Source organism: Chryseobacterium sp. SIMBA_038, assembly GCF_046535115.1.
Lineage (GTDB): Bacteria > Bacteroidota > Bacteroidia > Flavobacteriales > Weeksellaceae > Chryseobacterium.
In genome coordinates, this window is record NZ_JAWRXH010000010.1 from 23,552 (window position 1) to 39,080 (window position 15,529).

14 protein-coding genes are annotated in these 15,529 nt (G+C 34.5%); 9 read left to right on the top strand and 5 right to left on the bottom strand.

Translation table 11 applies throughout. The features are described 5' to 3' along the window. Nucleotides 1-7: 7 nt before the first annotated feature. The 5 genes from SB689_RS20580 to SB689_RS20600 form a co-directional block, all read right to left on the bottom strand. Entirely contained in the window at nt 8-2,269 is a 2,262-nt protein-coding gene (locus SB689_RS20580) for a glycoside hydrolase family 3 C-terminal domain-containing protein (protein ID WP_410693960.1), read from the bottom strand. A gap of 323 nt (nt 2,270-2,592) precedes the next feature. Next, nucleotides 2,593-3,402 (bottom strand): methionine ABC transporter substrate-binding lipoprotein MetQ, encoded by an 810-nt coding sequence (metQ, locus tag SB689_RS20585; RefSeq protein ID WP_410693961.1) that lies wholly within the window; start codon nt 3,400-3,402, stop codon nt 2,593-2,595. A gap of 192 nt (nt 3,403-3,594) precedes the next feature. After that, on the bottom strand, nt 3,595-4,251 hold the full coding sequence (gene metI / locus SB689_RS20590; protein ID WP_410693962.1) for a methionine ABC transporter permease MetI: 657 nt from the start codon (nt 4,249-4,251) through the stop codon (nt 3,595-3,597). Next, nucleotides 4,244-5,272, bottom strand: a complete 1,029-nt coding sequence (locus SB689_RS20595; protein ID WP_410693963.1) for a methionine ABC transporter ATP-binding protein — start codon at nt 5,270-5,272, stop codon at nt 4,244-4,246. Before SB689_RS20595 ends, metI begins: the two co-directional genes overlap by 8 nt. A 17-nt stretch (nt 5,273-5,289) precedes the next feature. Then, the gene (locus tag SB689_RS20600; protein ID WP_410693964.1) at nt 5,290-6,288 is read right to left on the bottom strand and encodes an EamA family transporter; all 999 of its coding nucleotides are present in this window, start codon (nt 6,286-6,288) and stop codon (nt 5,290-5,292) included. A 646-nt stretch (nt 6,289-6,934) separates the two neighbouring features. Here SB689_RS20600 and SB689_RS20605 point away from each other — a divergent pair. The 9 genes from SB689_RS20605 to SB689_RS20645 all read left to right on the top strand — a co-directional run bounded on the left by SB689_RS20605 (nt 6,935) and on the right by SB689_RS20645 (nt 15,418). Further along, nucleotides 6,935-7,867: a ring-cleaving dioxygenase gene (locus tag SB689_RS20605; protein WP_410693965.1), complete on the top strand. Its 933-nt coding sequence runs from the start codon at nt 6,935-6,937 to the stop codon at nt 7,865-7,867. 61 nt (nt 7,868-7,928) lie between these two features. Continuing rightward, complete coding sequence (locus tag SB689_RS20610) at nt 7,929-8,225, top strand: GNAT family N-acetyltransferase (RefSeq protein WP_410693966.1); 297 nt, start codon at nt 7,929-7,931, stop codon at nt 8,223-8,225. Nucleotides 8,226-8,297: 72 nt separating this feature from the next. After that, a complete protein-coding gene (locus SB689_RS20615; protein WP_410693967.1) occupies nt 8,298-9,251 on the top strand; it encodes a VOC family protein in 954 nt (317 codons plus the stop codon). A 4-nt stretch (nt 9,252-9,255) separates the two neighbouring features. Continuing rightward, nucleotides 9,256-9,876: an alpha/beta hydrolase gene (locus SB689_RS20620; RefSeq protein WP_410693968.1), complete on the top strand. Its 621-nt coding sequence runs from the start codon at nt 9,256-9,258 to the stop codon at nt 9,874-9,876. Nucleotides 9,877-10,422: 546 nt separating this feature from the next. Beyond that, on the top strand, nt 10,423-12,033 hold the full coding sequence (locus tag SB689_RS20625) for a Na+/H+ antiporter (RefSeq protein WP_410693969.1): 1,611 nt from the start codon (nt 10,423-10,425) through the stop codon (nt 12,031-12,033). A gap of 17 nt (nt 12,034-12,050) precedes the next feature. Next, nucleotides 12,051-12,362 carry a hypothetical protein gene (locus tag SB689_RS20630; protein WP_410693970.1) on the top strand — a complete coding sequence of 104 codons (312 nt, stop codon included), beginning with the start codon at nt 12,051-12,053 and terminating at the stop codon, nt 12,360-12,362. 9 nt (nt 12,363-12,371) lie between these two features. After that, nucleotides 12,372-12,950 (top strand): Crp/Fnr family transcriptional regulator, encoded by a 579-nt coding sequence (locus SB689_RS20635; RefSeq protein WP_410693971.1) that lies wholly within the window; start codon nt 12,372-12,374, stop codon nt 12,948-12,950. 534 nt (nt 12,951-13,484) lie between these two features. After that, nucleotides 13,485-14,360 (top strand): pirin family protein, encoded by an 876-nt coding sequence (locus SB689_RS20640; protein ID WP_410693972.1) that lies wholly within the window; start codon nt 13,485-13,487, stop codon nt 14,358-14,360. 368 nt (nt 14,361-14,728) lie between these two features. Further along, nucleotides 14,729-15,418: a hydrolase gene (locus SB689_RS20645; protein WP_410693973.1), complete on the top strand. Its 690-nt coding sequence runs from the start codon at nt 14,729-14,731 to the stop codon at nt 15,416-15,418. Nucleotides 15,419-15,529: the final 111 nt, after the last annotated feature.

Here is a 15,529-nt window from a genome sequence, read left to right on the forward strand (position 1 = left end):
AGTAAGATTACTTTAACGTAAACTTCACTTTCGTCTTAATTGCATCCGAAGAATTTCCAATCAACGCTTCAAAATCTCCGGGTTCTGCAACCCAGTCGTGTTTCGCTGCATCAAAGAAACTCAACGCTGTTTTATCAATCGTAAAAGTAACTTCTTTTTCTTCTCCGGGATTTAAAAATACTTTTTCAAAACCTTTCAATTCTTTTGTTGGTCTTTCAACAGAAGATTTTAAATCAGAAATATACAATTGGGCAACTTCCGCTCCCGCTTTTTTTCCTGTGTTTTTAACAGAAACCGTGAACGTAATTTTATCGTCTTGAGAAATTGTTGTTTTATCAGCTTTAGCCTTTCCAAATTCGAAGGTTGTGTAACTCAAACCATATCCAAAACTGAATAAAGGTTTGATCTTTTTTGTGTCATGCCAACGGTATCCAACAAAAATTCCTTCATTATAAATAATATTGATTGGATTTTGCTGATCTTTTCCTTTTCCGGCAGCCAATTCTTCCTTATTTCCAGGATATTCTCCTAATGTATGAGCAGAGTTATCTTCCAACTTCACAGGGAAAGAAAACGGCAATTTTCCTGATGGATTGGCGTCACCTGCCAACACGGAAGCGATAGAATTACCTGCTTCAGAACCCAAATACCAAGACTGAATAATTGTCGGAACCTCCTTTACCCAAGGCATTGCCACTGCATTTCCTGAAACCAAAACTACAGCAAGATTTTTATTTGCTTTAGCCAAAGCAGCAATCACATTATCCTGATTGTAAGGTAATCCGTAGCTTTTTCTGTCGTTTCCTTCGCTGTCTTGGAAGTCGGCTTTATTTAATCCGCCAACGAAAATTACATAGTCAGATTTTTTTGCTAATTCTACAGCTTCATTTAATAATTCGGCTTCAGAACGGGTGTCTTTTAAGTCTTGTCCAGATTTTACGCCATTATATTCTCCGCCAATATCTCCAACATAACCTCTTGCATATTGTACATCGGATTGTTTCCCGAATCTTGCTTTAATTCCGTCTAAAGGTAACGTTTCATATTTCACTTTTAATGAAGATGAACCTCCTCCAACAGTCATGATTTTAATGGCATTTTCACCGATAACGGCAATTTTTTTAGCTTTCTTACTATCGATTGGAAGAACATTTCCTTGATTTTTCAACAAAACAATTCCTTCTTCACCGATTTCTTTAGCAACAGCTTTATGTTCCTCAGAAGCTACATTTCCGAAAGGTTTGTTTCGGTTCATTGTCGTTTTGTAGGCAAGATTTAATAGTCTTGTTACTTTATCGTCAAGTTCTTTTGTGCCGACTTTTCCTGATTTAATCAAATCTAAATAAGGTTTTGCTAAATAGTAATTATCGTACGCATTTTTTGTTCCTGCAGAAAGTCCGTTCGTCCAGCTTCCGAATTCAAGATCCAATCCGTTGTGGATGGCTTGTTCAGTATTGTTGACGGCTCCCCAATCGGAAACTACAACGCCTTTGTATTTCCATTCTCCTTTTAAAATATCATTTAAAAGATATTGATTTTGACTTGCATATTGACCTTTGTACATGTCGTAAGCACCCATGATCGTCCAAGAATCTCCTTCTGTAACCGCAGCTTTGAAAGGCGGAAGATAAATCTCATACAAAGTTCTGTCATCAATTTTCACATTGCTTGTATGACGGAACATTTCCTGATTGTTAAGAGCATAATGCTTTACAGAAGTCGCTACACCGTTTGATTGCACACCTTTAATGTAAGGAACAACCATTTTTGAGGTTAAATAAGGATCTTCACCCATGTACTCGAAATTTCTTCCGTTCAATGGTGTTCTGTAAATGTTTACTCCAGGGCCTAAAAGAATGTCTTTCTTTCTGTAACGGGCTTCTTCACCAAGAGCTTTACCGTAATTCCATGACATTTTTTTGTTCCATGTTGCGGAAAGGGCGGTCAAAGCAGGGTAGGCGATGATAGAGTCGTTCGTCCAGCCGGCTTGGTTCCATTCGTCCCACATTACTTCCGGACGTACACCGTGAGGGCCGTCTGTTGTCCAGAATTCAGGAATTCCCAATCTTGGAACTCCGGGAGAACTGAACTTCGACTGTGCATGGAGCATCGCCACTTTTTCTTCCAGCGTCATTCTGGAAAGCGCATCCTGAACGCGTTGTTCAACTGGTTTGGATTCATCCAAATAAACGGGTAGAATTGTATTTTGAGCCATAGAATAAGCAGAAATAAGAGTGAATAAACTTACGATGGCAGTTTTCTTTAACATAAAAAACCTTTTTATTGATTCGTAACAAAATTAAGGAAAATATTTATTATCTCAAATTGAGAAAATATAATTTTTACATAAATGGTTATTTATAATCAATTGTTAATTAAAAATATGCAGGTTTTTAACTGAAGTAAGTTTTGGAAAAAAATTAGGTTCAAATAAAAAAAGCATCATTTTGGAAAATAAATTTCTAAAACGATGCCTCGGTATATAATAATAGAATATGTGTAATGTGAATGGTCAATTCTGAAGTGTCAATCGCTAATTTTACAGTATTATGGAAAAATTGACTTATTGACTACTCACAATTGACCTTTTCGCTACCAACCTTTAACTGCTCCGCCTTTGAAAATTTCTTCGGCTTTCTTCACAACCTCATCAGATTGATAGGCTTTCAGGAAGTTTTTCACTTTTTCATCGTTTTTATTATCCTCTCTTGAAACCACAAGATTTACATACGGAGAATCTTTATCTTCTTTAAAAATTCCGAATTTGGCTTCATCCAATCCAGCCTGAGCTGCAAAATTGTTATTAATAATCGCAATTACAACTTCTTTATCATCCAAAACTCTTGGCAATTGTGGAGCTTCGATTTCTACAATTTTTAACTGTTTTGGGTTATCAACAATGTCGGTTACTTTAGGCAGTAAACCGATACCTTCTTTTAATTTTACTAATCCGTTTTTCTGCAAAAGAAGTAATGAACGTCCACCATTTGTAGGATCATTTGGGATAACAATCGTACTTCCGTTTTGAAGCTGACTGATATTTTTAATCTTTTTTGAATACGCCACGATCGGATAAAGAAAAGTATTTCCGACAATGGCCAATTTATAACCTCTTTGTTTTGATTGTTCATTTAAATAAGGAGCGTGTTGAAAAGCATTAGCATCAATATCTCCATTATTCAATGCTTCATTTGGAACCACATAATCATTGAAAGAGACGAGCTCAACTTCAAGGTTGTATTTTTCTTTAGCAACTTTCTTTGCTACTTCAGCAATTTCCTGTTCCGGACCTGATGTGATACCGACTTTAATGAAATTCGGATCTTCTTTTTTTGGTGAATTACAAGCTGTGAATAACAACAAACCAGCTGCTAGAAAGCTTAAAATCTTTATTTTTTTCATTGTAAATTATTTTCTTTAATTATTTTTTGTTTTAAACGCAAAGGCGCAAAGGTTTCTAATCTTTATGCGGATTTAAGGCGCAAGAAAATCTTAGATTTTCAATTATAACACAATCAATTTTATCGAAGATAAAATCCTTGCGCCTTAAAAACATTTATTATTAATTTTTTGCGCCTTTGCGTTTAACTAAACTCAACGGTGATCAAATATTTTCGCCAATTTATCACCCGAAAACTGAATGATAAACACAATAGCCACCAATAAACCTAATACAAGATTCATAATAACAGCATCATAGCCGATATAACCATATTGGTAACCAATTTGTCCCAATCCACCTGCACCAACAGCTCCACCCATTGCAGAATATCCGACTAAGGTGATCAAAGTGATCGTTGCATTATTTATTAATGACGGAAGTGCTTCAGGGAGCAAAACTTTTTTTATGATTTGAAATGGAGTAGCTCCTAAAGCTCTTGCCGTTTCAATTAAACCGGCAGGAACTTCAAGCAAACTATTTTCCACTAATCTTGCAATAAATGGCGCTGCACCGATACTTAACGGAACCAAAGCAGCATTCACTCCAATAGATGTGCCCACCAAAGTTCTTGTGAAAGGAATCATCCAAACAATCAAAATAATGAAAGGAATAGAACGGAAAATATTAACCAAAACAGATAAAATCCTGTTATAATATACATTTTCTAAAAGCTGTCCTTTTCTTGTCATAAATAAAAGAATCCCAACAGGAAGACCTAAAATAAATCCAAAAAATCCTGAAACAAAAGTCATATAAATTGTTTCCCAAACTCCTTTCGACAAAAGCGAAATTACCGTATCACTAAGCATAACCTTTTACTGTATTTTGAATTTTATTCTGATTAAAATAATAGATTGCTTTTTGGTTTTCTTCTTCTTCACCTTGAAGTTGCAACAATAATTTCCCGAAATTTGAATCTCCAAGATATTCTACATCAGCTTTCAAAAGCTTGTATGGAATTTTATATTTGTCATAGATTATTGAAAGAAGATTTTCAACGGATATATGTTCGTCAATTTCTATTTCTACAAGTGGAAATAATCCCGCTTGTGGGTCTTTTTGTAGTTTTTTATTAAGTTCTTGCGGTATAGTCATAACACCTGAGTTTAAAAATTGTTTGATGATCGGATTGTCTTTATTAGAGATGATCTCGCTTAAAGTTCCTTTGGCTAAAAGTTTTCCTTTGTCTATCACTGCGACGTGGTTACAGATCGATTTGATAACTTCCATTTCGTGAGTAATCAATAAAATGGTAATTCCCAACCTTTGATTAATATCTCTCAATAACTGTAAAATAGATTGAGTTGTTGCCGGATCCAACGCACTCGTCGCTTCGTCACAAAGCAGGAGATACGGATCGTTTGCAAGCGCTCTTGCGATGGCAACTCTTTGTTTTTGTCCGCCCGAAAGACTTTTAGGATAATCGTTGGCTTTGTCTTCCAATCCTACGATTTTCAGTAATTCGTTTACTTTATTTTGAATGTCCGATTTATTATTGTTATCTAATTCTAAAGGAAGCGCCACATTTTCAAAAACGGTTCTTGAAGAAAGCAGATTAAAATGCTGGAAAATCATCCCGATTTTTTTTCGCTCTTTCGCTAATTGTCTTGAATTTAATTTCGTAAAATCATTTTCATTAATAATAATTTGTCCCTGATCTGGTTTTTCCAATAAATTCACTGTTCTTATCAGGGTACTTTTCCCTGCTCCTGAAAAACCGATGATTCCTACAATATCTCCTTGTTCAACATTTAGACTTACATCATCCAGCGCCTTAAAAGACTGCTTTTTCTGATGAAATGTTTTTGAGATGTTCTTTATTTCTATCATTTTTTTACTTAAAACGTTTATATAGGTTGATAAGGTCTGCTATTTCTGTTCACGTGTCTTATCACTCTTCTGATTTTTACTTTCGATCGTTTTGAAAGTTTGAAATATTTGGTAATATTAGTAAGGAGAACTCCAATTAATATGACTGATAAACCATATAACTGGCTTACGTTGATCGTTTGATTAGCAATAATCCAGCCAGAAATCACCGTTACGATTGGATTTATATACGTATGCGTACTTACTAAAGCTGCCGGTTTTACAGATAACAGCCAGATATAGGAAAGATATGCGACAATAGATCCGAAGAAAATCAAAAATAGTAACCCCAGCCATGCTGATAATGGAATTCCTGTGATCGAAAAATGATTCCATTCTTTTCTGAAAAAAGCAATGATGAAAGATGCAATTCCTGCAATGATCAGCTGTTGCGCAATATTCATAAAAGTAGAGTGGCTCGCCGGATTTTTCTTAGAATATAAAGATCCCAAAACCCATGTTACTGAACTTATTGCTAAGACAATAAATGCCGTGATCCTAACAGATTCACTTACGGTTGAGTGATGAGCGTTAGAATTAACACTTCCTTTTAGAAATAAAATCAACCCAATAAAACCTATCGCTAAACCTATCGGAATGAACTTATCCGAGAAATAATATTTCCAGTTTTTCTTATCAATAGCGATGAACCAAAATGGTCCTGTTGCAATGGTAATCGCAGCTTCGGAAGCCGTGACATATTGTTCGCCCCAGGCTACAAGTCCGGTTCCTCCGGTAAGAATTAAAATTCCTGTGATGCCGTTTTTTCGCCAGTTAGTCACTGAATTTGCTTTTTCACCTTTTGCGGTAAGATAGCCCAACATTAATATTCCCGCTGCTAAAAATCTGAAACCCGAAAGTATAAAAGGAGGAAATCCTTTTAACCCGAAAGAGATTGCTAAAAATGTAATTCCCCAGATTACATAAATATTGGTAAATGCTATGGGGATCAGCCAGTTATTTTTAGAGTGAGTCATTGTTAATTATGTTTTTTGATGTTGTTTTTTTTGAAATAAAAAAGGCCCTACAACGTGGTAGGGCCTTTAAAAATATGTCATATAAAAGTAAGGTCAACCACAGAAATTTTGATGAAACATAGGCATACAGCAATCCATCATCATCATATTGATGTTGTGTTTCTGTAGAGAATTATATTGTAATTCTGTCTTCATTTTATTTTTTGTTCTTAATATGGTGCAAATATAAAACATATATTTTTATTAGTCTACTAAAACAATAGACTTTTTAAGATTAATTTTAATTTAAATACTTAAATTATTGATTTTTAGTATTTTAAATTTACTTAATTTATGGCTAAACCGTTTTGTTTTACCGAAATAGGAAAATGGAGCGTTAAAAAAATGATTTTTGTGAACGTTAAGAAAATTCTTCTGTTTGAAGCGCGAGACAAATGTTGAATCGAAGAACTAATGTTCAATTCGCGCAAGTTTTAGAATTTTTAGAGAACAAAACTCATTTTTAGCGGAAGTTTCCAATCTTGAATTTTTGTTTCTTTTGTTTCAAGACAAAAGAAATTAGAAAACATCATTTATTAAACTAGTTAAATGTGCAGCATTTCTCATCACCCTAAATTTGTCATATCAAAATAAAACAATAGAAAACATGGAAAATAGAATTTTAGGATTACACCACATAACAGCAATTGCTGACAACGCAAAAAGAAATTTTGATTTTTATACTCAGGTTTTAGGACTGAGATTAGTAAAGAAAACGGTCAACTTTGATGATCCGGGAACGTACCATTTTTATTTCGGAAACGAAACCGGAACTCCGGGAACAATTTTAACATTCTTTCCTTGGGAAGGGATCGGGAAGGGAACAAACGGAAGCGGATTAGCAACACACATCGGATATTCAGTTCCAAAAGGAAGCTTGGAATTTTGGAAAAATAGTTTTCAACAATTCAATGTAAATGTTGAAGAGGGCGAAATTTTTGGTGAAAAATTAATTTCATTTAAAGATCCGGATGGTTTGCAATTACAGTTCATCGAGTCATCAACTCCGGACGACAGAAAAGTTTGGACAACCGATGATATTAAAGATGAAAATGCTTTAAAAGGTTTCCACAATGTGACTTTGACGTTGAAAAAAGCAGACCCTACGATCAAAGTGTTGACAGATATTTTAGGATATGATCTTCAAAAACAGGAAGGTGAAAGATTCCGTTTTGCAACAGATTCAATAGAAACTGCCAATTTGATTGATATTATTCAAAACGATAAAATTGTTGCAGGAAGAAACGCTGCGGGAACCAATCACCACATCGCTTTTAGAGTGAAAGATGACAATGTTTTGATGGAATATCGCGAAAAGGTAATGTCAGCAGGATTGAATATCACTCCAAAAATTGATAGAGATTATTTCTACTCATTATACTTCCGTGAGCCGGGTGGAGTTTTATTCGAAATTGCAACCGATAACCCAGGATTTACTGTTGATGAGCCTTTAAATGAGTTGGGAACAAGCTTAAAGCTTCCAAAACAACATGAAGGATTACGTGATAAAATAGTTGGGGTTTTACCGAAGTTATCATAGATCATTACACAGTTTTATCAAAGGTCTTACCTTTAAATTATTAATTAAAAAATCAAAAACAATGGAAAGAACAGAAGTAGTTTTAGGAAACGTAAAAGGAGAAGTTCAACTTTTCTCAGACGATAACAAAGCAGGAAAAATGGATATCTCGGTAATCGGAAAAAAATTAACCGTTTATCATACAGAAGTTAATGAAGAATACGCAGGAAAAGGTTTTGCAAAAATATTATTAGAAAAACTGGTTTCCTACGCAAGAGAAAATGAGCTGAAAATTGTACCGTTGTGTCCATATGTTCACGCACAATTCAAACGCAATCCGGAAGAATATAATGACGTTTGGTTGAAGGAAGAATTGTAAAGAAAATTCTTTAAACCTTACACCAAACATCAAAGCAAACAACCAGAAACCAACAACCAAAAACTAAAGAAAATGCCACTTATAACAGGACTTCACCACGTTACAGCCATCACAGGCGATGCACAGGAAAACATAGACTTTTACACAGGAGTTTTAGGACTTCGATTAATAAAAAAGACGGTCAATTTTGATTATTCTGATGTTTATCATTTTTATTTCGGAGACGAATTTGGAACTCCGGGAACGATTATGACCACTTTCCCTTATGGAAAAGGTTTGGTGAATGGAAGACATGGAAAAGGAATGTTGAATACAACGGCATTTTCAATTTCAATAGACGCGTTAGATTATTGGTTGAATCGACTTGATCAATTTAATATTCCCTACAAACAGCCACAGCAAAGGTTTTCTGGTGAAGCTTTTATTTATCTTGAAGATTTTGACGGACTGGGATTAGAATTGGTTTTTAATGATAAAGATGACCGAAAAGGCTACTATAACGGATTTATCCCGAAAGATTATGCCATCAAAGGAATCCATCACGTAGAAATTTGGTTAGATGCTTATGAAAGGACGGCAGCGTTGTTGACAACCCAAATGGATCACAAATTAATTGCTGAAAGTTCAGACAGGTTCAGATTCGGGACAGATGATCACCCGGGAAAATATGTTGATTTGGTTTGCACTCCAAATGCTTTGAAAGGGTTGGCTGGAAGAGGAACCGTTCACCACGTTGCTTTTGCGACGCCCGATGCGCAATCTCAGCTTGAAATGATTGAAAAATTAAACAAATTCGGCTTGGAGCATACCGAAGTGAAAGACAGAAAATACTTCACTTCCGTATATTTTAAAGAACCGGGAGGTGTTTTATTTGAAATTGCGACTTCAGGCCCGGGATTCGATATCGATGAAGAGTTAGCCTCTTTGGGAGAAGATTTAATGCTCCCGGAAAAGTTTGAAGAAAAAAGAGAACATTTGATCGACGTTCTTCCAAAAATTAATTATCCAACAGAAAAATACAGATAAAATAATGAGTCACATTTTAGATATAAAAACATCAGGAAAACCTTTAGACCAAGCCGAAAAAGCTTTAATTATGATTCATGGTCGAGGTGGAAGTGCACAAGATATTTTGAGTTTATCACAACATTTAAACGTTGAAAATTATGCAGTATTAGCACCACAGGCAGCGAATGGAAGTTGGTATCCTCTTTCATTTATCGCTCCTGTCGAACAAAACGAACCATGGTTATCATCAGCAATTGAAACGATTGGTGAAACAGTGAAAAATGTTTTAGATTCAGGAATTAAACCAGAAAATATTTACTTTTTCGGATTTTCTCAAGGCGCTTGTCTTACTTTGGAATTTTTAGCCCGAAATGCACAAAAATTCGGTGGAGCAGTAGCAATTATTGGTGGAGTCATTGGTGATAAAATCAATCGTGAAAACTATAAGGGAGATTTTGCTCAGACTCCAATTTTCTTGGGAACAAGCAATCCTGATTTTCATGTTCCTGTGGAAAGAGTCTATGCTACAGCAAATATTTTAAGAGAAATGAATGCCGATGTTACCGAAAAAGTTTACGCTAACTTTGGTCATTCAATCAATCAGGAAGAAATGGAATTGGCGAATGCGTTGATTTTTAAATAGAGTTATTTAAACACGAATTGGCACGAATATTTTTCACAAATAAACACAATTAAAAACGACATAGGAAGCTGAAGCGTTAAGAAAATAAATTCTGTGAACGTTAAGAAAATTCTACTGTTTGAAGCGCGAGGCAAATTTTGAATAGAAGAACAAACCATAAATTCGCGCAAGTTTTAGAATTTTTAGAGAACAGAATTTATTTTTAGCATTCAGTTTCCAAGTCTTGAACTTTTGTTTCTTTTGTTTCAAGACAAATGAAATTTAATAAAACATAAAAAATATAAAGCGAAGGAAAATGTGAATTTCATTTTTCATTAACTTAAAACCGACATAGGAAGCTGAAGCGTTAAGAAAATAAATTCTGTGAACGTTAAGAAAATTCTACTGTTTGAAGCGCGAGACAAATTTTGACTCGAAGAACAAACAATAAATTCGCGCAAGTTTTAGAATTTTTAGAGAACAGAATTTATTTTTAGCATTCAGATTCCAAGTCTTGAACTTTTGCTTCTTTTGTTTCAAGACAAAAGAAGTTTAAACCAAAAAACTATGCACGAAGATTTACTATTAATACTAGGACTTTTATTACTCGTTATGCTCCTCGTTATGCTGGCGCAGCGTATCAAAATTGCCTATCCCATATTTTTGGTATTGGCAGGATTGGGAATCAGTTTAATTCCGGGAGTTCCGATTTTAAAATTGGATCCGGAGATTATTTTCCTGATTTTTTTACCACCACTTTTATACGAAGCAGCTTGGTATACGTCTTGGAATGATTTCTGGAAATGGAAACGAACAATTTCATTAATGGCTTTCGGGTTGGTATTTCTGACGTCTATTGTTGTGGCTTTTGCGTCTCAATCTTTAATTCCGGGGTTTACGTTGGCATTAGGATTCTTACTTGGAGGAATTGTTTCACCACCTGATGCAGTTGCTGCAACAACAGTTTTAAAAGGCTTAAAAGTCCCAAAAAGAACCCTTGCGATGTTGGAAGGTGAAAGTTTGATCAATGATGCATCATCATTAATTGTTTTCCGATTTGCTTTAGTAGCGGTCACTACAGGAGCTTTTTCAATGCAGGAAGCAACGGGTCAATTTTTTCTTGTTGCCGGAATGGGAATTGTGGTTGGAATTGTAGGCGCCCACATTTTCTACGCTATTCATAAATTTTTGCCGACAACTCCCGCGATAGATGCGGCTTTAACGGTAATGACGCCTTATATTTTATTTCTGAGTGCTGAACATTTTCATTTTTCGGGAGTAATGGCGGTTGTAAGTGGTGGATTATTCATGTCTTTCCGTTCACATGAAATTTTTAAAACAGGAACAACAAGAATCAATATGACAGGCGTTTGGAATACATTGATTTTTGTGATGAATGCATTAGTTTTTGTATTGATCGGGCTTGAACTTCCAGATATTATCAATGGATTGGGTGAAACTTCTTTAATGGAAGGAATTAAATATGGTTTAATTATTAGTTTAATCGTAATTGTTGTCCGTTTGTTGTGGATCTATCCGGTAGCACATATTCCGAGATGGTTGAGTAAAAAAGTACGAAGAGATCCAAGTCCTGGGTGGAAAAATCCTTTGATTATCGGTTGGGCAGGAATGCGTGGAGTAGTTTCTTTAGCAACAGCTTTATCAATTCCTGTGATGATGAATGATCAGATCGAATTTCCCATGAGAAATTTAATTATCTTCATTACATTCATTGTAATTTTTGTGACTTTAGTTTTTCAAGGTTTGACGCTTCCTTTGATTATTAAATTAACCAAAATCGGCGAAATTGATGATATTTTACCTTCGCATGAGCAACAGGCTGGAATTCAGATAAGATTAGATAGTCTGGCAGTTGATAGATTAAATGAAAAATATGAAAAGAGTGTAACAAGTAATAGTTTAGTTGAAAATTTCAAGGACAGTTTACAAAACGATATCAAATTGCAAAAAGGGCACCTAAGTTCATTGGAAATGTGTTCCAACAGGCAAAATGATTTGAAAGAATACCATCAGATTATGCTTGATATTTTTGCAATGCAAAGAAAGGAATTATTTGCCATGAAAAGAGAGAAGTTTTTCAGTGATGACGAGATCCGAAAAGCAGAATCTCAATTAGATTTAAATGAATTAAAAATCACGGGAACCAAACATTTTTAAAAATAACAAAATACATAATGAAAACATTACAATTCCTAGTTATCGGAAAAAATCAGGAAATATTGGATACTTTAAAAAGAATCATAGAAAATAATGAAGGCTGGAAAGCCGAAATTAAAAGTGAAGAATTGCTTTGCTATGATTACCTCAAAGAAAATCAGGTAGATATTGTATTATTAAGTTCGGGTTTAGAAGAGCAATTTGAAAAAGATATCAAAGCTTTTTGTGAAAATTTGGATCAAGAAGTTAAGGTAATCGACCATTATGGCGGAGGAAGTGGACTTTTAAAGAACGAAGTTTACGCACTTTTCCCTAATTTGCAGCCGTAAACTTAATTTATGTTCGAAAATATCATCAAAAACGTAACACGATTCATCAATCTTAGTCAGGAAGAAGAAAAATTTTTCACAGATTTACTCACTTGCGAGACTGCCCCAAAGAAAACAGTTTTATTAAGAGAAGGAGAGGTTTGCCAGTTTGAAGGCTATATTCAGAAAGGTTGTGTGAGGGTGTATTATCTTGATGATAACGGTTTCGAAGTCACGATTTTATTCGCCATTGAAGATTGGTGGACGAGTGATATCGCGTCATTTCAGGAACAGAAACCATCCAAATTATATATCGAAACATTGGAAGATTCAGAGATTTATATGCTGACTCCAACTGCAAAAGAAAAACTATTAAAAGAATATCCAAAATTTGAAAGAGTTTTCAGAATGTTGGTTCAGCGAAATTTATCAACCCTTCAAAACCGTTTGGTTAATACTATTTCAAAAAGTGCATCAGACCGATATTTAGAATTTGTGAAAGTATATCCCACAATTCCGCAAAGAGTTCCGCAGTATTATATTGCGTCTTACCTTGGGGTTTCAAAAGAATTCGTGAGCACAATCCGAAAGAGATTAGCTTCAAAATAGAAATGGTTTTGTTTCCTTCATTTTACAAATGGAGCTGATTTTTAAACCTCAATTCTACAACTATTTTCATAAATAACGACCAATTTCCTATCAATAGAAACGGGCTTTAGCCCGTTTAAAAAGTATACATTCCATAATTGGCTTTAGCCAAAACTTAATTATTTTTTAGCGGAAGTTTCCAAGTCTTGAATTTTTCTTTCTTTTGTTTGACTACGTCGAATCTTCGATTTCAAGACAAAAGAAATTTCAATTTGGTTGGAATACGCAAAGGCGCAAAGTTTTATAATTAAAAACGTTTTTAAGGCGCAAGAAAATCAGAGATTTTCAGCAAATTATCCATAATTAATTTTATCGTAGATAAAATCCTTGCGTCTTATTTATGCATTATAAATAACACCTTGCGTCTTTGCATCTTCCAACAAAAATAGAATCAAAAAAATACTTTAAAAAGCAATTTATTAAACTAGTTAAATGCACAGCATTTTCCCTCTCCCTAAATTTGTCCTATCAAAATCAAAAAAATAACTAACAGATATGGACAGAAAAGATTTTTTAAAGAAAGGTTTACTAGGAACAGGAATGTTTGTAGCATCAGCTTCATTGGGAAACACAATGAAAAATGAGATTGACGAAATCGAACCATTAGAACCGATCGGATACAATCATTTACCTAATCCAGAGTCAAAAATCAAAGATAATTCAGTTATTCATAAAGCAGATTCAAGAGGTAAGGCAGATCATGGGTGGTTGGTGAGTAATCACACGTTCAGTTTTGCAAATTACCACAATCCGGAAAGAATGCATTTCGGAGTATTGAGGGTTTTTAATGATGATAAAGTGGAAGGGGGAAGAGGTTTCGGAACCCATCCTCACGACAATATGGAAATTATCAGCATTCCGTTGGAAGGAGATCTGGAGCATAAAGACAGTATGGAAAATTCGGCCATTATCAGAAGTGGTGATATTCAGGTGATGAGCGCCGGAACGGGAATCATGCATAGTGAATTCAATAAAAATACAGATAGCGAGGTTAAATTTCTTCAAATCTGGGTCTATCCAAATAAGAGAAATGTAACGCCGAGATATGATCAAATTACATTGGATAAAACAAAAAGTGAAAACAGATTCCAGCAAATATTATCTCCGAATGCTGATGACGAAGGAGTTTGGATTCATCAGGATGCTTGGTTTCACTTAGGGAATTTTGAAAATACGATCGAAACCAATTATCAGATCAAGAAAAAAGGAAATGGAGTCTATGCCTTCATTTTAAATGGAAGTGCTGAGATTGAAGGTCAGCAATTGGAAACGAGAGACGGATTCGGAGTTTGGGACATTTCAAATTTAAAAATTAAAGCAACAACAGGAGGTACAGAAATATTATTGATGGAAGTACCAATGACAATGTAATAAAATTAAACACTCACTTTTGTGAGAATTAAATAGTTGAAAAAATAGGCTTGGATTTTATAATCTGAGCCTATTTTTTTTGATTGAATAATATTCTAAAATTTTACTGTTGCTTATGCTTTAAATATTTGATTTAAAGTTATTTGTATTGATTTGTTTAATGATTTTTATGTTGAAGATATTTCTACTTTAATACTAAATGTAAAAATATTCAATATTTTTCTACAAACACATGATTTATTAAACTAGTTAAATGTGCAGGGTTTCTGATCGCCCTAAATTTGTCATATCAAAATCAAACAAATACTTCAACAAGTTTTAAAAATCAATACAATAAATAAACAAACAACATTAAAAATTTAAACAACATGAAAAACTTAATCTTAACATTCGCAACCGTTTTACTATCATTCGCAGCATCAGCTCAAAAACCTGGAAAAGGATTATTAAACCCAACCAATCACGCTTTAGTGCTAATTGATCATGAAGGGCAGATGGCTTTCGCAACAAAAAGTATCAGCATGGAAGAACTGAGAAATAATGTAGCCTTAATCGCAGGCGGATCAAAAATCTTCAATATTCCGACAGTCGTAACAACAGTGGCAGAGAAATCATTTGCAGGACCTGTTTTCCCTGAAATTTCTGAAGTGTATCCGGAAGCAACCAGCGGTTATGTAGACAGAACCACGATGAATACTTGGGAAGACATCAATGCTCACAAAGCGATCACAGGAAAAAATAAAAAGAAACTGGTTTTCGCAGGATTATGGACGAGTGTATGTATTGTAGGTCCTGTTTTATCAGCAATAGATGAAGGATATGAAGTATATGTTATTACGGATGCTTCAGGTGATATTTCAAAAGAAGCTCATGATCAGTCGATTACACGTATGGTTCAAATGGGAGCGCATCCAATAACTTCAGTTCAGTATGTGCTTGAATTACAGAGAGACTGGTCAAGAAAAGAAACATACAAACCTGTAAATGATTTAATGAAAAAATATGGAGGTGCTTACGGATTGGGTATTCAGTATGCTCAGGATATGCTTAAACATTAATTAAAACTAATAAGGAGCAAAGAATATACTAGCTTAAAAGCGACTTGTCGCAAAACTTTGCTCCTTAAAATATAAAGATTATTAAAATAAATCTTTGCGCTTAAAATTCTC